This window comes from Zafaria cholistanensis, from assembly GCF_008580665.1.
Classification (GTDB): domain Bacteria; phylum Actinomycetota; class Actinomycetes; order Actinomycetales; family Micrococcaceae; genus Zafaria; species Zafaria cholistanensis.
In genome coordinates this window covers 273,347-295,673 of the sequence record NZ_BKDJ01000001.1, presented here as the reverse complement: position 1 = coordinate 295,673, position 22,327 = coordinate 273,347, and the positions used below count along the sequence as shown (strand labels likewise).

The 22,327-nt window shown below is 69.8% G+C and carries 20 protein-coding genes; 7 read left to right on the top strand and 13 right to left on the bottom strand.

Annotated elements, in window-relative coordinates:
- The first annotated feature begins 71 nt into the window (after nt 1-71).
- Nucleotides 72-1,031, top strand: a complete 960-nt coding sequence (gene dapD / locus NCCP_RS01415) for a 2,3,4,5-tetrahydropyridine-2,6-dicarboxylate N-succinyltransferase (RefSeq protein WP_149955303.1) — start codon at nt 72-74, stop codon at nt 1,029-1,031.
- On the top strand, nt 1,021-1,944 hold the full coding sequence (locus NCCP_RS01410; RefSeq protein ID WP_225873606.1) for a hypothetical protein: 924 nt from the start codon (nt 1,021-1,023) through the stop codon (nt 1,942-1,944). Before dapD ends, NCCP_RS01410 begins: the two co-directional genes overlap by 11 nt.
- Before the next feature lie 14 nt (nt 1,945-1,958).
- On the opposite strand, the gene NCCP_RS01405 is transcribed toward NCCP_RS01410, so the two are convergent.
- The 4 genes from NCCP_RS01405 to fdxA all read right to left on the bottom strand — a co-directional run bounded on the left by NCCP_RS01405 (nt 1,959) and on the right by fdxA (nt 5,575).
- Nucleotides 1,959-2,594 carry a hypothetical protein gene (locus NCCP_RS01405; protein ID WP_149955302.1) on the bottom strand — a complete coding sequence of 212 codons (636 nt, stop codon included), beginning with the start codon at nt 2,592-2,594 and terminating at the stop codon, nt 1,959-1,961.
- Nucleotides 2,595-2,727: 133 nt separating this feature from the next.
- On the bottom strand, nt 2,728-4,008 hold the full coding sequence (locus tag NCCP_RS01400) for a citrate synthase (RefSeq protein WP_149955301.1): 1,281 nt from the start codon (nt 4,006-4,008) through the stop codon (nt 2,728-2,730).
- Nucleotides 4,009-4,102: 94 nt separating this feature from the next.
- Nucleotides 4,103-5,236, bottom strand: a complete 1,134-nt coding sequence (gene dapC / locus NCCP_RS01395; RefSeq protein WP_149955300.1) for a succinyldiaminopimelate transaminase — start codon at nt 5,234-5,236, stop codon at nt 4,103-4,105.
- A gap of 15 nt (nt 5,237-5,251) precedes the next feature.
- Nucleotides 5,252-5,575: a ferredoxin gene (fdxA, locus tag NCCP_RS01390; RefSeq protein ID WP_149955299.1), complete on the bottom strand. Its 324-nt coding sequence runs from the start codon at nt 5,573-5,575 to the stop codon at nt 5,252-5,254.
- A gap of 180 nt (nt 5,576-5,755) precedes the next feature.
- Here fdxA and NCCP_RS01385 point away from each other — a divergent pair, with 180 nt between their 5' ends.
- Nucleotides 5,756-6,049, top strand: a complete 294-nt coding sequence (locus NCCP_RS01385) for a hypothetical protein (protein ID WP_149955298.1) — start codon at nt 5,756-5,758, stop codon at nt 6,047-6,049.
- 50 nt (nt 6,050-6,099) lie between these two features.
- On the opposite strand, the gene NCCP_RS01380 is transcribed toward NCCP_RS01385, so the two are convergent.
- The 3 genes from NCCP_RS01380 to typA all read right to left on the bottom strand — a co-directional run bounded on the left by NCCP_RS01380 (nt 6,100) and on the right by typA (nt 10,040).
- Nucleotides 6,100-7,488, bottom strand: coding sequence for an MFS transporter (locus NCCP_RS01380; RefSeq protein WP_149955297.1), 1,389 nt, complete (start codon nt 7,486-7,488; stop codon nt 6,100-6,102).
- 217 nt (nt 7,489-7,705) lie between these two features.
- Entirely contained in the window at nt 7,706-8,131 is a 426-nt protein-coding gene (locus NCCP_RS01375; protein ID WP_149955296.1) for a hypothetical protein, read from the bottom strand.
- A complete protein-coding gene (typA, locus tag NCCP_RS01370; RefSeq protein WP_149955295.1) occupies nt 8,118-10,040 on the bottom strand; it encodes a translational GTPase TypA in 1,923 nt (640 codons plus the stop codon). The genes NCCP_RS01375 and typA overlap by 14 nt, the downstream gene beginning before the upstream one ends.
- A gap of 175 nt (nt 10,041-10,215) precedes the next feature.
- Between typA and NCCP_RS01365 the strand changes: the two genes are divergently transcribed.
- On the top strand, nt 10,216-11,220 hold the full coding sequence (locus NCCP_RS01365; protein ID WP_149955294.1) for an SGNH/GDSL hydrolase family protein: 1,005 nt from the start codon (nt 10,216-10,218) through the stop codon (nt 11,218-11,220).
- 58 nt (nt 11,221-11,278) lie between these two features.
- Here NCCP_RS01365 and NCCP_RS01360 read toward each other — a convergent pair whose 3' ends face one another.
- From NCCP_RS01360 to NCCP_RS01345, 4 genes are all read right to left on the bottom strand, one after another.
- Complete coding sequence (locus tag NCCP_RS01360) at nt 11,279-13,009, bottom strand: dipeptide ABC transporter ATP-binding protein (RefSeq protein WP_149955293.1); 1,731 nt, start codon at nt 13,007-13,009, stop codon at nt 11,279-11,281.
- Nucleotides 13,006-14,028 carry an ABC transporter permease gene (locus NCCP_RS01355; RefSeq protein ID WP_149955526.1) on the bottom strand — a complete coding sequence of 341 codons (1,023 nt, stop codon included), beginning with the start codon at nt 14,026-14,028 and terminating at the stop codon, nt 13,006-13,008. The genes NCCP_RS01360 and NCCP_RS01355 overlap by 4 nt, the downstream gene beginning before the upstream one ends.
- A 59-nt stretch (nt 14,029-14,087) precedes the next feature.
- Nucleotides 14,088-15,605 carry an ABC transporter permease gene (locus tag NCCP_RS01350; protein ID WP_149955292.1) on the bottom strand — a complete coding sequence of 506 codons (1,518 nt, stop codon included), beginning with the start codon at nt 15,603-15,605 and terminating at the stop codon, nt 14,088-14,090.
- A 121-nt stretch (nt 15,606-15,726) separates the two neighbouring features.
- A complete protein-coding gene (locus NCCP_RS01345) occupies nt 15,727-17,523 on the bottom strand; it encodes an ABC transporter family substrate-binding protein (RefSeq protein ID WP_149955291.1) in 1,797 nt (598 codons plus the stop codon).
- Between the two features lie 334 nt (nt 17,524-17,857).
- Here NCCP_RS01345 and NCCP_RS01340 point away from each other — a divergent pair, with 334 nt between their 5' ends.
- From NCCP_RS01340 to NCCP_RS01330, 3 genes are read left to right on the top strand one after another with little or no spacing between them, the layout of a single operon-like run.
- Complete coding sequence (locus tag NCCP_RS01340) at nt 17,858-18,550, top strand: histidine phosphatase family protein (RefSeq protein ID WP_149955290.1); 693 nt, start codon at nt 17,858-17,860, stop codon at nt 18,548-18,550.
- Between the two features lie 24 nt (nt 18,551-18,574).
- Nucleotides 18,575-19,123 carry a DUF3090 domain-containing protein gene (locus NCCP_RS01335; protein WP_149955289.1) on the top strand — a complete coding sequence of 183 codons (549 nt, stop codon included), beginning with the start codon at nt 18,575-18,577 and terminating at the stop codon, nt 19,121-19,123.
- The gene (locus tag NCCP_RS01330) at nt 19,123-19,890 is read left to right on the top strand and encodes an SCO1664 family protein (RefSeq protein WP_149955288.1); all 768 of its coding nucleotides are present in this window, start codon (nt 19,123-19,125) and stop codon (nt 19,888-19,890) included. The genes NCCP_RS01335 and NCCP_RS01330 overlap by 1 nt, the downstream gene beginning before the upstream one ends.
- Before the next feature lie 155 nt (nt 19,891-20,045).
- On the opposite strand, the gene ychF is transcribed toward NCCP_RS01330, so the two are convergent.
- Both ychF and NCCP_RS01320 read right to left on the bottom strand, forming a co-directional pair.
- Entirely contained in the window at nt 20,046-21,131 is a 1,086-nt protein-coding gene (ychF, locus tag NCCP_RS01325; RefSeq protein WP_149955287.1) for a redox-regulated ATPase YchF, read from the bottom strand.
- A gap of 94 nt (nt 21,132-21,225) precedes the next feature.
- Nucleotides 21,226-22,320 carry a 4-hydroxy-3-methylbut-2-enyl diphosphate reductase gene (locus NCCP_RS01320; protein WP_149955286.1) on the bottom strand — a complete coding sequence of 365 codons (1,095 nt, stop codon included), beginning with the start codon at nt 22,318-22,320 and terminating at the stop codon, nt 21,226-21,228.
- Nucleotides 22,321-22,327: the final 7 nt, after the last annotated feature.

Sequence of the window (22,327 nt, the reverse complement as noted above, 5' to 3'; positions counted from 1 at the left end):
CCGCGTCGAGCGAAGCGAGGCGTGGGAGGCGGAAACGCGCCAACCCCGCTCCCCCGGCTACCATGGGAGGCATGACTACCGCAGATGCCCAGCACAGCCCTGCCCAAAATCCCGTCCGCCTGGCTTCCGGCCACGGCCTGGCCACCCTTGCCGCTGACGGCACCGTCCTTGACGCCTGGTTCCCGGCCCCGGCCCTCGGCCCGCTGTCCGGCGCCGAGCAGCTTGCCGGCGAACTGAAGGCCGTGGCCGCGGACGACGCCGACCGCGGGACCACGCAGTCCGTGGTCTCCCTGGAGGTCGACCTGGACGTCGCCCCGGCGGATTCCGCCGATGCCTGGCTGCGCCTGCACCTGCTCTCCCACCGCCTGGTGGCCCCGAACTCGCAGAACCTGGACGGCATCTTCGGACTGCTGGCCAACGTCGTGTGGACCAACTTCGGCCCGTGCGCCGTGGACGGCTTCGAGGCCACCCGCCTGAAGCTGCGCAAGCGCGGCGCCGTGACCGTGTACGGCGTGGACAAGTTCCCGCGCATGGTCGACTATGTGATGCCATCCGGCGTGCGCATCGCCGATGCGGGACGCGTCCGCCTGGGCGCGCACCTGGCGCCGGGCACCACCGTCATGCACGAGGGGTTCGTGAACTTCAACGCCGGAACCCTGGGCACCTCCATGGTCGAGGGCCGCATCTCCGCCTCCGTGGTGGTCGGCGACGGCTCCGACGTCGGCGGTGGCGCCTCCATCATGGGCACCCTCTCCGGTGGCGGCAAGGAACGGATCGTCGTGGGCGAGCGGGTCCTGCTGGGAGCCAACTCCGGCATCGGCATCTCCATCGGCGACGACTGCGTCGTCGAGGCCGGACTCTACGTCACGGCGGGCACGCGCGTGGTGCTGGGCGAACGGACGGTCAAGGCGCTGGAGCTCTCCGGCGTCCCGAACCTGCTCTTCCGCCGCAACTCCCTCACCGGCGCGGTGGAGGCCCTGCCGCGGCTGGGCCAGACCGTGGAACTGAACTCCGCGCTGCATGCCAACTGACGCACGGGAAACCGTCTTCGCGCTTGCTTCCGGGTCCGGCCACGGCCCCGGAAGCGGGCGCAGCCCGCGGACCCGCCGGCAACGGCTGGTCCGCACCCTTGTTGCGCTCGGGCTGTGCGTGGGCGTCGTGGGTGGCGGGGCATTCGCCGCGGCCCTCTTCCTGGAGCGCGAGGAAACCCTGGTGCGCGAGCACTGCACCGCCGTCGTCGGAACCGACGAGCACCGCCTGGATCCCGAGCAGGCCGCCAACGCGGCCCTGATCGCCGCCGTGTCCGTCCGCCGCGGCCTGCCCGCGCGGGCGGCAACGATCGGCATCGCCACCGCCGTGCAGGAATCGAAGCTGCGCAACATCGACTACGGGGACACCGCGGGCCCCGATTCGCGCGGGCTGTTCCAGCAGCGCCCCTCCCAGGGCTGGGGCACCGAGGCCCAGGTCATGGACCCGATCTATGCGGCGAACCGCTTTTACGCGGAACTGGAGACGTTCGACTACCGCGCGATGGAGGTCACCGAGGCCGCCCAGAAGGTCCAGCGCAGCGCTTACCCGCGGGCGTATGCCGATCACGAGCCGGAGGGCCGGGCCTACGCCTCGGCCCTGACCGGCAACTCCCCCGCGGCCCTGAACTGCGTGCTGCGCCGCGCCGACGGAGCCGGGAACGCGGACGCTCTGGTGGCCTCCCTCGAGGCCGCTTTCGGCAACCTGGACACCACGGTCGACGGGCGCAGCGTGACCGTGCGGGCTCCGGGCAAACGCGGCTGGGCCGTGGCCCAGTGGGCGGTGGCCACCGCCGACCAGCACCAGACGACGGCGGTGGGCAACGCCGGACTGGTGTGGAACCGCGCCGAGAAGGGCTGGGTCACGGCCGCGACCACCGACGGCGCCGTGGTCATCACCGTCGTCGCGGGGACCTAGGCACCGGGGCGGGCTCAAACCAGCAGGTCGACCACCGGCTGCAGGTAGGACCGGAAAAGCCCCTCGTCACGCGGCAGGTCCCGGCTCAGGATCACGGTGGCGGGCTCGACGAACCACGCCCGCGGTTCGGCCAGGGGCAACTCCAGCAGGGCCAGCCTGAATGGAGGGGCCGCCCGGTCCACCTCAAGCTCGCGGTCCTGGATCATGCGTTCCACCAGGTCCCGGCCCCGCGTGGCGGGCACCGCTCCATTGCCGCGGTATTCCTCCAGGCGCTCGCGCGTCCAGTCGAAGGCGGCCCCGTAGTGCGCCCGCAGCAGGTGCTGCAGCGTGGGCGAGTCGTTGAACCTTCCGAAGGCGGGCGCATCCAGCGCTCCGGCCAGCTCCTGCGCCTGGGCGGCGGCGGAACTGCCGAGGTTCCCGTCGCTGCGCAGCAGGCGGTGCCACCAGCGCTGCCACTCCTGGCGCAGCTCGGCGGCGGCATGGGGACCGATTTCCGCCGCGGCGGCCGGCTTGACGGGCGGGTCGAGCGGGCACAGCACCGGGTGCCCCACCGGATTGATTTGTGCCAGGTCGCGCAGGTACAGGGCCAGCAGCATCTGTCCATGCATGCCCGCCGCCACCTGCCAGCCGCACCCTTGGCTGTGGGACATAGAGCAGGCCTTTCTCGAAAGGGCTCCCACATCAAGGGTAGCCCCGATCGCGGCCGTTGGTGCCGGCAAACGCGAAAGGCCGCATCCCCTGCAGGGGATGCGGCCTTTCAGGCGCCGGTCCGGAGCGCGGGTCCTAGACCGGGTAGTTGCGCTCGGCCTCGCCCACGTACAGCTGGCGCGGGCGGCCGATCTTCATTTCCGGGTCCTGGATCATCTCGCGCCATTGGGCGATCCAGCCCGGCAGGCGGCCGATCGCGAACAGCACGGTGAACATCTTCTCCGGGAAGCCCATGGCCTTGTAGATCAGGCCGGTGTAGAAGTCGACGTTCGGGTACAGCTTGCGCTGGATGAAGTAGTCGTCGGCGAGGGCCTTCTCCTCCAGGCGCATGGCGATGTCGAGGAGTTCGTCGTTGCCGCCGAGCTTGCCCAGGATCTCGTGGGCGGTCTTCTTGATGATCTTGGCGCGCGGGTCGTAGTTCTTGTACACGCGGTGGCCGAAGCCCATCAGGCGGACGCCGTCCTCCTTGTTCTTGACCTTGTCCATGAAGACTTCCGGCTTCATGCCCTCGGCCTGGATCTGGCGCAGCATCTTCAGCACAGCCTCGTTGGCGCCGCCGTGGGCGGGGCCGAACAGGGCGTTGATGCCTGCGGAGACCGAGGCGAAGAGGTTCGCGTTGGAGGAACCGACCAGGCGGACGGTGGAGGTGGAACAGTTCTGCTCGTGGTCGGCGTGCAGGACCAGCAGCAGGTCCAGGGCCTTGACGACCTCGGGATCGACCTCGTAGCGCTCGGCCGGGTTGCCGAAGTTCAGGCGCATGAAGTTCTCCACGATGCTCATGGAGTTGTCCGGGTACAGCAGGGCCTGCCCGATGGACTTCTTGTGCGCGTAGGCCGCGATGACCGGCACCTTGGCCAGCAGGCGGATGGTGGAGAGCTCCACCTGTTCCTCGTTGAACGGATCAAGCGAATCCTGGTACCAGGTGGACAGCGCGGAGACGGCGGAGGAAAGCACCGGCATCGGGTGCGCGTCGCGCGGGAAGCCGCCGAAGAAGCCCTTCAGCTCCTCGTGCAGCAGCGTGTGGCGGCGGATCTTCTGGTCGAATTCCTCCAGCTCGGTGGCGGTCGGCAGGTTGCCGTAGATGAGCAGGTAGGACACCTCAAGGAAGCTGGAGTGCTCCGCGAGCTGTTCGATCGGGTAGCCGCGGTAGCGCAGGATGCCCTGGTCGCCGTCGATGTAGGTGATCGCGGACTTGGTGGCCGCGGTGTTCATGAAGCCGGGGTCGTAGGTCACCACTCCTGTGGTCTTCAGCAACTTGGAGACGTTGAAACCGTCGTTGCCCTCCACCGCCGGGATGATCGGCATCTCAAGGTGGTGGCCCGCATAGCTTAGCTGGGCAGATTTGTGGTCCGTCATGGCTCTCCTTGTCGGAGTACAGGTAATACCTGGGTGCTGTAATTCAGTGACACGGTACCGCCATCGGGCAGCGGTTCCCTAATCGGTGTGTTCACTAACTGGACCGTTTGGTTCCGACAGGTGATACGGCGGCCAGCCGCCCCACCGCGGCGCCGATCCGCTCGTCGCTCGCCGTGAGCGCCACCCGCACGTAGCCTTCCCCGGCCGCGCCGTAGAAGCTGCCCGGACCCACCACGATGCCAAGTTCAGCGAAGCGGCCCACGGTCGTCCAGGTGTCCTCGCCGGCGGTGGCCCACAGGTAGAGCCCGGCGGCCGAGTCGGGAACCGTCAGCCCGAACCCCTCCAGTGCCGGGAGCAGCGCCTGGCGCCGGCGCCGGTAGAGGTCCTTCTGGGCGGCCACGTGGGCGTCGTCGCCCAGTGCAACGCGCATGGCTTCCTGCACCGGCCGCGGAACAATCATGCCCGCGTGCTTGCGGTTGTTCAGCAGGTTGGGCATCAGGTCGGGCGCGCCGGCTACGAAGGCTGCCCGGTATCCGGCGACGTTGGACTGCTTGGACAGCGAGTAGACCGAGAGCAGGGAGGTGAAGTCGCCCCCGCTCACGCGCGGATCCAGGATGCCGGGCACGCCGTCCTCCCAGTCACCCCAGCCCAGTTCGGCGTAGCACTCGTCGGAGGCGACCACCGCGCCCAGCGAGCGGGCGTCGCGGACCAGTTCGGCCAGCTCGCCGACGCCCCGGACGGTGCCGGTCGGGTTGCCCGGAGAGTTGGTCCACACCAGTTTCACCCGTGCCCGCACCTCTGCGGGCAGGTCGGAGAGCCGGTCGGCGGGAACCGCGTCGGCCCCGGCCAGCCGGGCACCGATGTCGTAGGTCGGGTAGGCAACCACGGGACGCACGACGACGTCGCCCGGGCCCAGCCCGAGCAGCAGCGGCAGCCACGCCACCAGCTCCTTGGACCCGATGGTGGGCATGATGTGCTCGGGGTCCAGGCCGGGGGTGTTGCGCCGGCGGGCGTACCAGGCGGCGATCGCCTCGCGCAGGGCACGGGTGCCGTGGGTGGTCGGGTAGCCGGGAGCATCGGCGGCCTCGCGCAGCGCGGCGCGGATGACCTCGGGGGTCGGGTCTACCGGGGTGCCGATGGACAGGTCCACGGTGCCGCCGGCGTGGGCCTCGGCCGTGCGCCGGTAGGGCGCCAGCGAGTTCCAGGGGTAATCGGGAAGGGTCAGCATCGTCGGGGCCGGTGCCTAGCCCTGGTTCTGCGGGGCCAGGGCGGCGACGAAGGGGTGGTCCTTGCCGATGTTGCCCAGCTTCGCGGCTCCGCCGGGGGAACCGATCTCATCGAAGAACTCGACGTTGGCCTTGTAGTACTCGGCCCACTCGTCGGGCACGTCGTCCTCGTAGTAGATGGCCTCGACGGGGCAGACCGGCTCGCAGGCGCCGCAGTCCACGCACTCGTCCGGGTGGATGTACAGCGAACGGTCGCCCTCGTAAATGCAGTCGACCGGGCATTCCTCGATGCAGGCCTTGTCCTTAACGTCTACGCACGGCTGCGCGATGATGTACGTCACGGTACCCGGGTCCTCCCCTTGTGGATGGTGGTGTTTTCTGCCGCCGCCTCCGGCGGTTTCGCCGGGCAGCCCGGTCAATAGTTTAGTCCCCCCGGAACCCCGCCGCGTCATCGGCCCCCACACCCCGGCCAAAGTGCCCGCGAGCCCCCTGCGGACCGGGCCTCCGGCTAGGCTGGCCCGGTGGCCAACGATTTCTTCGCAACGCTTCTGCCCGGGGACCGGATCGTGGTGCGCTACCGCCTCGGGGAGGACGCCTCCACGCCCGGCGGTCCCGCGCTGACCGACGCCCTGGGCGAATTCGCGGGCCTGGAGGAAGGACCCGCGGCCCCGGATGGCCGCGGGGACCGGGAAGCGACGGTGTCCGTGCGGACCCGCAAAGGGGTGGTGCGGATCGCCCTGTCCTCCATCACCCACGCCAAACGCGTGCCCCCGCCCCCGGAGCGGCGCGCGTCCCGCCACCCGGAGGCGGGATGACGGCGACCGGGTGACGGCGGCGGGATGACATCCGCTGGCGCGGCCCGGGCTTAGGGCCTTCGGGCGGCCTGCTGGGACCGGCCCTCCTCAGACACCTCCTGTTCGGGCCCGTCCTCCTCAGGCCCGTCCGGGAGCACGCGCATGCGCGCCAGGGGTGAGAAAACCAGTGGCAGGGCGGCCGCAACGCTGCCGGCAACCCCGATCCACAGGGCGGGCACGGTGCCCAGCCGCTCCCCCAGCACTCCGGCCAGCAGGGCCGCCGGAGGCACGACTCCCCAGACCAGGAAACGGATCGAGGCGTTTGCCCGGCCGAGCAGCCCGGGAGGGCAGATCCGCTGGCGCAGGCTGACCTGGAGGATGTTGTAGACCAGCACTCCGGCGGTCAGCGCGAACATCGACCCGGCCAGGACCGCGAAGGCGGGCAGCGGGCCCGGCGCCAGTACGGACAGCGGGAAGCCTGCCATTGCGGTGCCGGTCAGCGCCGTGGAGATGGGCAGCACGGTCCCCTCCCCGATCCGGCGGGCCAGGTAGGGCGTGGCGGCGGCGGCGAGCAGGCCGCCGACTGCGCCGGCGGAGTACGCCATGCCCAGGTGGGCCGGATCCAGCCCCAGCGTACGCAGCACCAGGACCGGCATCAGGGTGAAGACGATCGTGCTGAAGAAATTCATGATGGCCGTTGCCGCCACGATGTGCTTGATCAGGCGGTGGCGCACCACGTAGGCCAGGCCTTCGCGGATCTCCGGCCAGAGCCTGCCCCGGACGCAGGGCGCCTTTGGCTGCTCGCGGTCCCGGACCCCCCACAGGCAGGCCGCGGAGGCCAGGTACCCGGCGGCCTGGCCGATGAACAGGACCGGTGCCAGCACCAGGTGCAGCAGCCATCCGCCCAGCGCGGGTCCGACCAGCCGGGAGGCCTGCCCGGTGGCTTCGAGCCGGGCGTTCGCCTGCGCGACAGACCGCGAATCCACCAGCAGCGGGACGGCGGACTGGTAGGCCACGTCGAAGAACACGGTGGCTATCCCCAGCAGGGCGGCACAGGCCCACAGGTGCCACATCTGCAGGATCCCCAGGTACCACAGCAGGGGGATCGCGAGCGTGATGGCGAAGCGGGCCAGATCGGCACGGATCATCACCCCGCGCTTGAGCCAGTGGTCCACCCAGGCCCCGGCGGGCAGGCCCACCACCAGGAAGGCCAGCGACTGGGCGGCCTTGAGCACGCCGACTTCGAGGTCCCCAGCCGACAGCAGCGACACCGCCAGCACCGGCAACAGGACGGCGCCGGTCTGCACCCCAAGCTGGCCCAGCGTCTGCCCGGCCCAGAACAGGCCGAAGTTCCGGTCGCGGACGGAGTCGGGGAACACCGCCGGCGCCTCCGCGGGGCGGCTGTCCGCCGGCGCCTGGCTCGGGGGGACGTGGGAAGGCGGGCGCGTGGTGCCGGGCATGGTTCCCCCGTGGTCCGATTTGATTACATATCGAGTAATGCTTATTACTTGCATTGACGATATGGGATTAGGGAAAGGGCCGCAAGCATCGCGCCGGATCACGTCCCGCATGTCGGGGGACGCGCGTGCTGCGGGTGTGTTGCCCTGCCCCGGGACGCAGCGAAGCCCGGCCTCCCTGGGGAGGCCGGGCTTCGCTGTGGCGCGGGGGACGGCTGCGCTAGCGGGCGCGCCGGGGCAGGGCCCGGGCGGCAATCACCAGGGCCACCAGCGTTGCGGCCACCAGTCCGTAGGTCCAGACCGCGCCGGCCCACGCGGGGCCGGGCAGCACTGCATGGTTGGACCAGTCGACGATCATGTGGTTGCGGGTGTCGGTGCTGCTCAGCGCCACCACCCCGTAGGCCACGACGCCGGCGAGGGCCGTGGCCCACAGCTTCTCCGCAAACAGTCCGGCAAGCACCATGACCGCCCCGGCGAATCCCAGTGCCACCAGGGCGCCCCACGGCAGGGGAATCTCGCCGGCATAAAGGACGTGCCCATGCACCAAGGTCCCGACGACCGCCGCCAGCAGCCCCGCCACCAGGGCGGAGACGGTGCCGGTGACGGCCGCCAGGACCTTGTCGCGGGTTGCGTCAGGCGCGGGCACGGGCCCGGTTGGCCTTGAGGCGCTCGTTGGCGTCGAGGATCACCTTGCGGATGCGGATGGCTTCCGGGGTAACCTCCACGCACTCGTCCTCGCGGGCGAATTCCAGGGATTCCTCGAGGGTGAGGGTGCGCGGCGGGGTGAGGTTCTCGAAGCTGTCGGAAGAGGCCGCACGCATGTTGGTGAGCTTCTTTTCCTTCGTGATGTTCACGTCCATGTCGTCGGCACGGGAGTTCTCGCCCACGATCATTCCCTCGTACACCTCGGAGGTCGGCTGCACGAAGAAGCTGCCGCGTTCCTGCAGGTTGATCATCGCGAACGGGGTTACCACCCCGGCGCGGTCGGCGACCATCGAACCGTTGGTGCGGTACTCGATCGGGCCGAACCACGGCTCGTAACCACCCGAGTAGGAGGACGCGATGCCTGCGCCGCGGGTTTCGGTGAGGAACTTGGTGCGGAAGCCGATCAGGCCGCGGGCCGGAACGGTGAACTCCATGCGGACCCAGCCGGTGCCGTGGTTGGCCATGTTGGTCATGCGGCCCTTACGGGCGGCCATGAGCTGGGTGACGGCGCCGAGGTACTCCTCGGGGACGTCGATGGTCATCTCCTCGATCGGCTCATGGATCTTGCCGTCGATGGTCTTGGTGACCACCTGCGGCTTGCCGACGGTGAGCTCGAAGCCCTCGCGGCGCATCTGCTCGACCAGGATGGCCAGGGCCAGCTCGCCACGGCCCTGGACCTCCCAGGCGTCCGGACGCTCGGTCGGAAGGATGTTCAGCGACACGTTGCCGATCAGTTCCTTGTCGAGGCGGTCCTTGACCTGGCGGGCGGTCACCTTGGCGCCCTTGACCTTGCCGGCCAGCGGGGAGGTGTTGATGCCGATGGTCATCGAGATCGCCGGCGGGTCAACGGTGATCAGCGGCAGCGGCTTCGGGTTCTCCAGGTCGGTGAGGGTCTCGCCGATCATGATGTCCTCGATGCCGGCGACGGCGACGATCTCGCCCGGGCCGGCCTCTTCCGCGGGAACGCGGGTCAGGCCCCGGGTGGCCAGCAGTTCGGTGATCTTGACGGTCTTCAGCTCGCCGTCCTGGCGGGCCCAGGCGACCTGCTGGCCCTTGCGCAGGGTGCCGTTGAAGATGCGCAGCAGGGCCAGGCGGCCCAGGAACGGGGAGGCGTCCAGGTTGGTGACGTGGGCCTGCAGGACCTCGTCCGGGGTGTAGACCGGGGCCGGGACGTGCTCCATGATGGCGGCGAACAGCGGCTCCAGGTCCTCGCTGTCCGGCAGGGCGCCGTCGGCGGGCTGGGTCAGGGAGGCGCGGCCGGCCTTGCCGGAGGCGTAGACGACCGGCACGTTCAGGACCGAGTCCAGGTCCATGTCCGGAACCTCGTCGGCCAGGTCGGAGGCCAGGCCCAGGAGAAGGTCCATCGAGTCGGAGACGACGCCGTCGATGCGGGCGTCGGGACGGTCAGTCTTGTTGACCACCAGGATCACCGGCAGCTTCGCGGCCAGCGCCTTGCGCAGCACGAAGCGCGTCTGCGGCAGCGGACCCTCAGAGGAGTCGACCAGCAGCACGACGCCGTCGACCATGGACAGGCCGCGCTCGACCTCGCCGCCGAAGTCGGCGTGGCCGGGGGTGTCGATGACGTTGATGGTGACGGTCTTGCCGTTGGCGGAAGGACCGGAGTAGGCGACCGTGGTGTTCTTGGCGAGGATGGTGATGCCCTTCTCGCGCTCGAGCTCACCCGAGTCCATGACCCGTTCCTCAGTCTCCCCGTGGGCGGAGAAGGCGCCGGTCTGGCCCAGCATGGCGTCCACGAGGGTGGTCTTGCCGTGGTCGACGTGCGCGACAATGGCGACGTTGCGAAGGTCTTCGCGGACGGCGGTGTTGGCAGCCGTGCTGATATCAGACATGCGTTCGGGACTCACTTCGTTCGGTTGTTGGGGTCGGGGCCACAGTCGACCCAATCATCCATTCTAGCGCCCCCGAAAAAATGACCCAAACCTCTGGCGCGTCGCGGCCCGGAAGAGCAAGGCTGGAGCTCCGGTGGCCTGCGGCCGCCGGGTCCTTCCAGGGCCAGGGGGAACCATGGGACACGGTCATGACCGGGGGAACGGATGCGGGGACGGGCGCGGGGACGCTCCTGCCCCTCGCCGGGGGCGCCGGGGACTGCTCAAGGCCGCGGGCGCGCTCGCCGCGGCCGCGGTGCTTGCGGGACTCTGCCTGGCGGCCTCGGCGCACGCCGGCGGGCAGGTCCCCGGCGCAGCCGCGCAGGCGGAGGCCCTGCGTGCCGGGACCGGGCCGGGAGGTGCGGCGCCGGGGGCGGATGAGCACGCCGGCTGGTCCACGCAGGGCAGCGTCGGCACCGTGCGCAACCGCTCCACCGGCCGCGACGAACTCCTCTACCCGCACCCGGCCCGGCTGGCGGTGGTGGTCGGGGACTCGCAGGCCGACGGCGCCGCGGGCGTCCCGGGCGAGCGGACCTGGCCGCGGCTGGCCCTCAGGGCGGCCGGCTACCAGGTGGTCTATCGGGGCCGCGGCGGGACCGGTTTCACGGCCGCCAACGGGAAATTCCTGAACTATGTGGACGCGCTGCGTTCGGGCCAGTGGCTGCTCCCCCACGGGAACGTGGGACTGGTGCTGGTGGAGGGCGGCGGCAACGACGCGCGGGCCGGAGCCACCGATGAGCGGATCCGCGCCGGATTCCTGGACCTGGTGGCCGAACTGCGGCGCACCTATCCGGAGAGCCGGATTGTCGCCGTGGGCACGCTCGCCCGGGCCGCACACGAGGGCGGCGGCCGCCGCAACGCGGTCGACGCGGCGGTAGGGCGCGCAGCCCGGGAGGCGGGCGTGGACTTCATCGCCGCCGGGGACTGGCTGACCACCGCCGGGCTGGCCGCCCGGCTGGCCGACGGCACGCACCTGGACGCGGAGGGCCACCGGATCGCGGCGGACCTGTTCGGACAGCGCCTGGCCGGCCTGGGGGTCGGCGGTCCCCTGGACACCACTTCCGCCCTGGCCGCCCCCGCCCCTACTGCCGTCCCCGTCCCTACTGCCGTCCCCGCCCCCACTGCTGTCCCCGAGGTTCCCTAGCCGGACGGCCGGGGCTGATGCAGGCCCACGCGAAGACGCCCGGATGCCGGCGCTGGGGCTACGGGGCCGGTTGCTCCGCCAGAAGGGCGCGGCGGGCCTCCCGGCGGCGGCGCTGCTCGCCCGGTTCCGGGACCGGTGCGGCCGCCAGGAGCCGCCGGGTGTAGTCCTGCCGGGGTTCGTGGAGGACCCGCGCCGCGGGCCCCTGCTCGACGGTCCTGCCGTTCCTCATCACCAGGACCGAATGCGCCAGCATGTCCACCACCGCCAGGTCGTGGCTCACGAACAGGCACGCGAACTCGTAGCGGGACTGCAGTTCCGCGAACATCTCCAGCACGGCCGCCTGCACGGATACGTCCAGCGCGGATGTGGGCTCATCGGCGACCAGCAGCTCCGGGTCCAGCGCCAGCGCACGGGCGATGCTCACGCGCTGGCGCTGCCCGCCGGAAAGCTCATGCGGGTACCGGTTAACCACCGAGCGGGGCAGCCGGACGGCGTCGAGCAGGTCGTAGGCACGCTCCGCGCGGCTCCTGCGGTTGCCCTTTCCGTGGACCACCATCGGCTCCACAATGCACTCGCCGATCGGGAAGCGGGGGTTCAGCGAAGCCGCGGGGTCCTGGAAGACGGCACCGATCCGTGCGCGGGCGGCGCGGGCGGAGCGGCCCTTGAGCGCGGCGAGGTTTTGCCCATGCACCATCAGCTCCCCCGAAGCCACCGGGAGCAGCCCCAGGACGACCTTGGCGATGGTGGACTTCCCCGACCCGGATTCGCCCACCAGCCCCAGGATCTCCCCGGCGGCGACCTCGAAGGAGATGTCCTCCACGGCCCGGAAGGCCCTGCCGCGCGCGGTGTACTCCACCGCCAGGCCCCGGGCCCGGAGCACGGGCTGGCGCACCGTCTCCCCAGCCGCCGCATCCCCGCCCGCCGCATCCCTGCCCGCCACACCCCCGCCCGCCGGCAGCGCGGCGGCCTGCGGCCCGGACCTGCCCAGGTGGGGAACGGCTGCCAGCAGCGTGCGCGTATAGGCGTGTTCGGGGCGGGTCAGGACGTCCCGGACGGTTCCGGCCTCCACCACCCTTCCCTGGAACATCACGGCCACGCGGTCGGCCAGGTCGGCCACGACGCCCATGTTGTGCGTGATGAGCAGGATGCCGGTGTCCAGCTTGTCCTTGAGCTCGCGCAGCAGGTCCAGGATCTCCGCCTGGACCGTCACGTCCAACGCGGTGGTGGGTTCGTCGGCGATGATCACCCGAGGGCCGCAGGAGATGGCCATCGCGATGACGATGCGCTGGCGCTGGCCGCCGGAGAACTGGTGGGGATACTGCCGCAGCCGCTGGTGTGGATCGGGGATGCCCACCATCCCGAGCAGTTCGGCCGCCCGCCGGTCCGCCGCCTTGCCGTGGGCGATCCCGTGCAGTTCCAGGGCTTCGGTGAGCTGGTCCCCCACCGTCAGCACCGGGTTCAGCGCCGTCATCGGCTCCTGGAACACCATGGCGATGTTGGAGGCGCGCATCCTGCGCAGCCGCGCCTCATCGAGCCCGAGCACGTCGGTGCCCCCCACCTGGATCCGGCCGGCGACACGGGCATTGGCCGGCAGCAGGCCCATGGCCGCCGTCGCAATCGCGGACTTGCCGGAGCCGGACTCCCCCACCAGGGCGACCACCTCGCCGCGCTTGACCTCGAGGCTGAAGCCCTTGACCGCATGGACCTCGGAGAATTCGGCGTCGAAGAAGACATCGACGCCTTCGAACCGCAGCGCCGTGCGCGTGTCCGGGCCTTCAGCGGAACTCATGGGCGGGTCCTCCCTTTTCGGCGGGCGGCGCGGGACTGGCGCGGGTCAAAGGCATCGCGCAGTCCGTCGCCGATGAAGTTCACGCTCAGGGCGACCGCCAGGATGGTCATGCCGGGCCACCAGAACAGCCACGGCCTGGTGGTGAAGGCGCTTTGGTACTGGCTGATCAGCAGGCCCAGGGAGGAGTCCGGCGCGCGCACCCCGAAGCCGAGGTAGCTCAGCGAGGTCTCCAGCAGGATGGCGCCGGCGACGGCGAAGGTCGCGTTAACCGCAATCACGCCGACCGTGTTCGGCAGCAGATGCCTGAAGATGATCCTGGAGGCCCTGGCGCCCATCGCCTCGGCGGCGGAGACGAATTCGCGCTCCCGCAGGGACAGCACTTCGCCGCGCACCAGGCGGGCCAGGCCGGTCCACGTCACCAGTCCCAGAACCAGCGCCAGGACGAGCACGTTTCCGGAGCCCCCGGCGATCTTGCCCAGGACGGCGGCCAGGACCAGCAGCGGGATGACGATGACCAGGTCGGTGATGCGCATCAGCACCGAGTCGACCCACCCGCGGAAGTAGCCGGCCACTGCCCCGACCACGGAGCCGATGACCGTCGCCACGGTGCCGACCACGAGGGCAATGGTGATGGACTGCTGGGTCCCGCGCATGACCAGGGCGAAGTAGTCTTTGCCGGTGGAGTCCTGGCCGAAAGGGTGCTCGCCCCAGCGGAGGCCTTCGCCGCCGAGCCAGCCGGGCACCAGGCTCAGCGTGGGCCGCCCTCCGTCGACGACGGTTGCCGCCAGCGTATAGCTCTTGTCCCACCAGCCCGGGATCCCGGCGAAGCCGATCGAGGTGAAGGCCAGCACGGCGATGGCGGCGAATACGGCCACGGACGCCATCGCCGCCTTGTGGGCGAGGAAGCGGCGGGCGACCAGCCGGCCCTGGCTGGTCGCGGTGTCCCCGCGCAGGCGCAGGGCGGCGTCCTCGGCCTCGGCCAGCGAGGCCGCCGCGGCGGCTTCGCCCCCGGCCGGCATTTCCGGTCCGGGAGCGGGAGTTCCTTCGGGCCCGGACCCGCTGGTCCGCGGTGTCTGGCTCATACCCTGATCCTCGGGTCCAGGATGGCGTACAGGATGTCCGCCAGCATGTTGAACAGAACGGCGGCCGTCCCGGTGACCAGGAAAAAGGCCATGACCGGCGCCGGGTCCACCTGGTCCAGGCCGGTGCGGAAAAGCTCCCCCATCCCTTTCCAGCCGAAGACGGCCTCCGTGACCACCGCGCCGCCGATCAGGCCCGCGAAGTCGAAGGCCATGATCGTGGCGATGGGGATCAGCGCGTTGCGGAGGGCGTGCTTGAGGATCACAGTCCGCTCCCCCAGCCCCTTGGCCCGCGCCGTGCGGATGTAGTCCTGCCGGCCGACCTCAAGCATCGAGGCCCGGGTGTACCGGCTGTAGCTGGCCAGCGAAATCAGGGCCAGGAGCAGGGTGGGCAGCAGCAGCTGCGCGCCCCGGTCGAGGAAGGATTCCCAGAACGTGCCGCCGAAGTTGGGCGTCTGCGAGCCGATGGTGGAAATGGGGCGGGGCTTGAGGGACAGGAACCCCGGCCAGGCACGGAAGATGTGGTCCAGCGTGGTCAGCCCGGCCATGGCCAGGGCAGTGGCAAGGCCGGCCCCGGTGGCACGCCCCCGCAGGTGCCCGCCCAGGACGCGGCCCAGGACCACCGGAACGGCGACCGCGGCAGCCAGCAGCAGCGCCAGCGTCCCCCAGGTGGGGTTTTCCATGAGCCCGAACGTCGCCCAGTAGGCGATGGCCCCCGCCAGCACCGTGGCCAGCACCGGGTAGAGCACCAGCTTGTTCCTCAGCCCGGCGCTGGTGGCGGTCGCGCTCAGCGCCACCGCGAGGGAGAGGACGACGACGCCTCCAAACCCCAACTGGGGATAGCGGAAGAAATTCAGCCACTGCAGGTAGGGCAGCACCAGGGCGACGAAGGCTGCCGAAGCCGCGAAGGTCGCCAGCCGCCGCGTGCGGCTGCCCGCGAGCACCACCTGCATCACGAACCCGAACAGGAGCGCGGAAACAGCAGTCTGAGCGGGGGTGAACGCGGGGTTCGCGATCCAGTCGTTGTAGCCGATGGCCAGGTACTCCTTCAGGAGCACGGCCGCCCAGAAGACGGGCAGGGAGAAGAAGAGGAAAGTCAGGAAGGTCACCGAGTAGTCCAGGCCCGAGTACTGGCGCACTGCGGTGAGGACGCCGACGGCGATGCCCAGGACGGCGGCCAGCACGGTGGCCAGCACCACCAGGCGCAGGGTGGAACCGGCGGCATTCGCCAGGAGGGAACTGACCTCGACGCCGGAGCGGTTCGTCCCCAGGTCGCAGTTGAGCGTCACGCACTTGGCGACGCCGGCCAGCCAGGTCCAGTAGCGCTGGTACCAGGGCTGGTCCAGCCCCATGAAGCCGATCCGCTGCCGGATCAGCTCGTCCCGGTTGGAGGCATTGCTTTCCCGCAGGTCCTTGAGCGGGTCCCCGGCGTTGACCATGAGCACGTAGAGCAGCAGGGAGGCCCCCAGCAGGATCGCTGCCGATGCCCCGAGCCTGCGGAGGATGAATCTCAGCACGGCGGGTGGTTGCCTTTCGAAGCCGGAGGTCCGGAGGACGCCGGAACGGAGGCCCGGCGCGCCGCGCCGGGCCTCCGCGGGGGGCGGGCCCCGCCTGCGCGGGACCCGCAGGAGGCGCGGGCTAGCGCGGAGCCCGGAGCCACTGCTCGGCGTTCCAGAGCACGGTGCTCTGGGCCGCGGTCCGGCGGACGTTCAGCACGTCCGCGCGGGCCGCCGTGATGCCCGGGTGGGCAAACAGCGGGATGCCGTGCAGGTCCTCCCACAGGAGTTTCTCGATGGCCTTGGTTTGCTCAAGTTGCACCGCCGGGTCCAGGCTGGTGGCGAGCTTGCGCCACGCGGCATCGACGTCCCTGTTGCTGTACTGGCTGTAGTTCTGCGGCTTGCCCGTGGCGTAGATGTTTTCCCCGGAGGTGATCTGGCCGGAGCTGGACCAGGCGTACAGGGCCACGTCGTAGTCGCCGTTGGGCAGGGTCTTGCTGAAGAAGTCTCCGCTGCCCACGTCGACCACCTCGAAGCCGGCCTGGTCGCAGGAGGACTTGATCATCGCGACCACGTCGGTGCGGCGCGGGTTCGGGGCGTTGTAGCCGATGCGCACCTTGACGCCGGTGGCGTTCTGCTCTTCGAGGATCCTCTTGGCCCCCTCGATGTCGACGGCGTCGTACTGTCCCGAGTAGGCGGCGGAGACAACATCGCCGTAGTTCTCCTGGAAGGGGAACACTTCGCGGGCGTTCATGACCTGGGCCCCCGGGTTCAGCGGCTTGATCAGGTTGTCGACGATCTGCTGGCGCGGCACGCACAGGGCGAACGCCTGGCGCAGTTCCGGGTTCCCGCCGAACTTGTTGCCCTCGGCGAAATTGAAGTCCAGGTGCTCCCAGCTGAGGGTGTCCCCGGCGAGGATCTGCACGTCGTCGCCCAGGCCTTCCAACTGGGCCACCGTGTCAATGGTCGCCTGCGGCTCGACCACGTCCAGGTCGGCGTTCTGCAGCGCCTGCACGTGGGTGTCGGCGGCGGCGAAACGGATGACCAGCTTCTCGGTGGCCGCGGGAGTGCCCCACCACTTGTCGTTGGCGGTCAGGGTGATTGACTGGCCGGCTTCCCAGGAGTCGATCTTGTAGGGGCCGCTGGAGAGTGCCAGCGCCGGATCCGGAACGGTGCCGGGGTCGGTGTTCCACCCCGTGTTCCAGAAGTCAGCGGCCTTTTCCAGCTTTGCCCCGTCGCCGGCCAGTGCGGCTGCGACGAACTCCGCGGTGGAGAGTCCCCCCTGCTCGGCCACGATGTGTGCCGGGTGGATTAGCAGGGACTGGATTTCCCAGTCCGGGTTCGGTTCGGCGTAGACGAGCGTGAACTCCTTCCCGGAGGCCTCGCCCTTTGGCCCCTTGGGGACCTGGTCGCCAAGGTCCTGCGCCACGGAGTTGAAGATGGGCTTGCCGTCCACCGTGAGGTTGGCGTTCTGGAGGGCCCAGGCGAGGACGGCGTCGGCGGTGGTGATGGGGGTGCCGTCGGACCAGACCGCATCGGGGTTGATCGTGTACTTGATCGTCAGGGGCGAATCGCTGACCTTCTCGATGCTGCCGATGGCCGGGTTCTGGTAGACGGCACCGTCGGTTCCGAAGTAGGAGAAACTGCTCTGGATCCGTTCGGTGACGACCGAGTTGTAGGCGTTGTTGGCCTCCGGGGTGAAGCCGTTGTAGCTGATGAACTCGTCCTCCCCGATGGAGGCGGCGATTGAGCCGGACGCGGTGGTGATGTCCCCCAGATCGGCCAGGCCGGTGTTGGTCGGCTCGACGGAGTACTTCCCCGTCGAACCCGCCGACGGGGATCCGGTCGGGGCAGCGGGGCCGCCCGGGGAACATGCGCTCAGTGCCAGCGCAAAAGTTGCGCCGAGCGCAACAGCCTTGGAAATACGCTTCAAACGCATTCCGCCTCCTTGATTCCTAGGTGCGATACGGCCCGGCCCCCACACCTAGCCACGGCGCAGCACAAGACCCGCCGTACATGAAATGCACTCTAATCCTCGGGGATGGGGGGGAATATAAAAAATCCGTTTCAGAATCGAATATTACCCAGTCTTAACTGCCGGGTTATCCCTGCACGCGGGGCCGGCTCGGCCGTGATTCGGGCTGTGCCGGGTCCGCCTGAACGGCTTTGAGCACCTCGGCGTGCTTGAAGGGTTCCACCAGTGCTTTCTGCCTGGTCGGCGCACGACCCCGTACGGTTCACCCCGCCGTCGATCGGGTGGTTAGGCTGGGTGGATGGCGACAGTCATTCTCGTGCGGCACGGCCGCACCACAGCCAATGCCACCGGAGTGCTGGCCGGCCGGGCCGTCGGCGTCGGCCTGGACCAGATCGGGCGGGACCAGGCGGCCCTGGCCGGAGACCGCCTGGCGGCCGTGCCCCTCGTCGGGGTGGTGTCGAGCCCCCTTGAGCGCTGTCAGCAGACCGCCCGGCTCATCCTCGACCGCCAGGCCGGCACGCCGTACGCGCCGGTCGATCCCGATCTCACCGAGTGCGATTACGGCCAGTGGCAGGGCCGCACGCTCAGTGATCTCGCGACCGAGGAGTTGTGGCCGGTTGTGCAGTCGCAGCCGTCCGCCGTCGTCTTTCCCGGCGGTGAATCCATGGCTGCGATGCAGGCCCGTTCAGTGGCAGCGATCCGACGCCACGATGCAGCCTTCGAAGCCGGGCACGGGCCAGGGGCCGTGTGGGCAGCGGTGAGTCACGGTGACATCATCAAGTCGATCCTCGCCGAGGCGCTCGGCATGCACCTTGACCTGTTCCAGCGTCTTAACGTGGGCCCCGCCTCCGTGTCGATCGTGCACTACGGCCCAGATCGGCCGAGCGTCTACGCGACCAACACCGACGCGGGTGATCTGTCGTGGCTGTCCAACGGCCTCCACTCCGGTGATGCGCCGGTGGGCGGCGGCGCCGGGCACAGGGCGCCATGAACCCTCTGTGCCTAAAATACTGACATGCCTGCACGTGTTCACGAGTTTTCCTGGCCGGATCGGGTCGTCGTTGGCACCATTGGCCTTCCCGGGGCGCGCACGTTCTACCTGCAGGTGCGCGCAGGGACGCAGATCGTGAGTATTTCCCTGGAAAAGCAGCAGTCGGCTCTGCTCGCGGAGAAGATCGACGAAATTCTCGACCACCTGATGACCGTCGAGGGCAATCCCTTCAGCGTTCCCGCGGGCACTCCCATGGAACTTGTGGACAATGACCAGCTCGAGGCCGTTCAGGAGCAGTTTCGCGCCGGTGCCATGAGCTTGGGTTGGGACCCCACCACGGCCCAGATCGTCATAGAGGCCCACCCCATCCCCGATGTCGATGACGATGACGAATCGCTTGATGAGGACGGCGCCGGCGAGCCCGAAATGCTGCTGGTGCGAATGCCGGTCGGCACCGCCCGCGCATTCGCCAAGCGCACCCGGGAGATCGTGAGCGCCGGGCGTCCGGCGTGCCCGCTCTGCGGTTACCCGATGGACGCTGCCGGGCACACCTGCACCCTTCCGGGGATCTGATGCCGGCGCCGGAGCCGGTGACCGCCGAGCTGACGCTCACCGGCCGCATCACGACGGCTTCAAACGCCACATTCCTGGGCCGTATCGGCGACGTGGTGGTCGTCTATAAGCCGGTAGCGGGCGAACGTCCGCTGTGGGATTTTCCCCACGGCACCCTGGCCCGGCGGGAGGTGGCCGCCTACCTGGTCTCGCAGGCCTTCGGCTGGGACATCGTGCCGCGCACCTGGCTGCGCGATGGGCCGATGGGCGAAGGAATGGTGCAGCTCTGGCAGGACCAGGAACCGGCCCAAAGCGCTGTGGACCTGGTCGCGGCGGACCACGTGCCGGAGACGGGCTGGAAACGCGTCCTCGAGGGACGCGATGAGGACGGCCGGATGGTCGCCCTCGTTCACGAAGACTCGCCAGCGCTCAGGCGCATGGCGGTGTTCGACATCGTCGTCAACAACGCCGACCGCAAAGGCGACCACATTCTTGCCATGCCGGATGGACACCGGCACGGCGTGGACCACGGGCTCACCTTTCACCGCGACCACAAGCTGCGCACGGTGCTGTGGGGATGGCTCGGAGAAGCTCTCACCGCCGAGGAACGCGACGGCATAGATCGTGTCACCGAAGGACTGCATGGCGGGCTGGGCCGAAACCTGGCGGACCTGCTCAGCGCCGGCGAAATCGCAGCCCTCGCCGCGCGCTGCGCCCGGTTGCGCTCGGCAGGGCGGTTTCCGGCGCCGAGCGGCGAGATGCCGGCGGTGCCCTGGCCGCTGTTCTGAGGGAATTACGGCGGCGGGCTTCGCCGGGCCGTGTGGCGTCGAGGCGTCCCCTGCGGGCGGCACCATTTCGATGTGGCAGCCGGTGGGTAAAAAGCGCATGGCCGCCGGAACACGTGTTCCAGCGGCCATCGCAAAAGGTCCCAGGAGGTCAGGAACTAGACATTGAAGCGGAACTCCACCACGTCGCCGTCGCGCATGACGTAGTCCTTGCCTTCCATCCGGGCCTTGCCGGCGGCGCGGGCGGCCGCCACCGAGCCGGCCTCGACCAGGTCCTCGAAGCTGATGACCTCGGCCTTGATGAAGCCGCGCTGGAAATCCGTGTGGATGACGCCGGCCGCCTGCGGGGCGGTGTCGCCCTGGTGGATCGTCCAGGCGCGGGTTTCCTTGGGTCCGGCGGTCAGGTAGGACTGCAGGCCCAGCGTGGCGTAGCCCACGCGGGCCAGCTTCTCCAGGCCCGACTCGGCGTAGCCGGCCTCGGCCAGCATTTCCCCGGCCTCCTCCTCGGTCAGTTCCACCAGCTCGGCCTCGAACTGGGCGTCCAGGAAGATGGCCTCGGCCGGGGCCACCAGGGCGGAGAGCCTGGCCTTGAGCTCCTCGTCGGCCAGCCCGGCCTCGTCCATGTTGAACACGTAGATGAACGGCTTGGTGGTCATCAGCTGCAGCGGGGCCAGCTCGGCCAGGTCCAGCTTCGCCTCGGCGGCGCCGGCAAAGAGCGTCTTGCCGGATTCCAGGACGGCCTGCGCGGCCTTGACGGTTTCCAGGAAGGACGCGTCGATCTTCTTGGCGCGCAGCTCCTTCTCGAGCCGCGGCAGCTGGTTCTCGATGGTCTGCAGGTCCGCGAGGATCAGCTCGGTGGCGATCACCTCGATGTCGGAGGCCGGGTCGACCTCGCCGCTGACGTGGATCACGTCCGGGTCGGCGAAGGCGCGGGTGACCTGGCAGATCGCGTCCGCCTCGCGGATGTTGGCGAGGAACTTGTTGCCCAGGCCCTCGCCCTCGGAGGCGCCCTTGACGATGCCGGCGATGTCCACGAAGGACACGGTCGCCGGCAGGATGCGCTCGGAGTCAAAGATCTCGGCGAGCACCTTCAGCCGGGGGTCCGGCAGCGGGACCACGCCGACGTTGGGTTCGATGGTCGCGAACGGGTAGTTCGCGGCGAGGACCTGCGCGCGCGTCAGGGCGTTGAACATGGTTGACTTGCCGACGTTGGGCAGTCCGACGATTCCGATAGTAAGAGCCACGGGAAACAATTCTACCGGTCTTCCGTGTCCCGCGGTCCCGGCCGGGCGGAAGCCGGGCCCGGTGCCCGCCCGGCCGGGGCCGCGGGACGGGCCGCTAGCTGGAGGGGCGGGTGCCGCGGCCCCCGAGCCCGCGGGTGCCGTCCCCGGCCTCCTTGAGCTTGGCGCGCAGTTCCTTGGGCAGCGAAAAGAGGATGTCCTCCTCGGCCGTGACGACCTCATCCACCTGCGCGTAGCCGTACTCGGCCAGCAGGCGCAGCACGTCCTGGACCAGGACCTCGGGCACGGAGGCCCCGGAGGTGACTCCGACGCTGGCGACGCCCTCGAACCACGCCTCGTCGATTTCGTTGGCGAAGTCGACGCGGTGCGCGGCCTTGGCCCCGTACTCAAGCGCCACCTCGACCAGGCGCACCGAGTTGGAGGAGTTGGCCGAGCCGACCACGACCACCAGGTCCGCCTGCGGGGCGATCTTCTTGATCGCGGCCTGCCGGTTGGAGGTGGCGTAGCAGATGTCGTCGCTGGGCGGATCCTGGAGGTTCGGGAACCGCTCGCGCAGGATGTTCACGATCTCCATGGTCTCGTCGACCGAGAGCGTGGTCTGGGAGAGCCAGATCAACCGGTCGGGGTCCTGGACCTCCACGGTGCGCGCCTCGGCGGGGTTGTTCACGATCGTGGTGCTCTCCGGCGCCTCGCCGAAGGTGCCCTCGACCTCTTCGTGGCCCTCGTGGCCGATGAGCAGGATGTGGTTCTCGGCCTTGGCGAAGCGCACGGCCTCGCGGTGGACCTTGGTCACCAGCGGGCAGGTGGCATCAATGGTGCGCAGGTTGCGCTCCTCGGCCGACTGCACGACGGCGGGGCTGACGCCGTGCGCGGAAAAGATCACCAGGGCGCCCTCGGGGACCTCGTCGGTTTCCTCGACGAAGACCGCGCCGCGCTCCTCCAGCGTGCTCACGACGTGCTTGTTGTGCACGATCTGCTTGCGCACGTAGACCGGGGCCCCGTAGTGCTCCAGGGCCTTCTCCACCGCAATGACCGCACGGTCCACGCCCGCGCAGTACCCCCGCGGCGCGGCCAGCAGCACGCGCTTGTCGCCGGCGACCGGGGCTGCCGCGGCGATTTCCTCCGGGCTGCGGCGGCGGCGCGGCACGGTGGGCATGGGGACGGACACCGGAGCGGCGGAAGTGGTAGGCATGCAACAA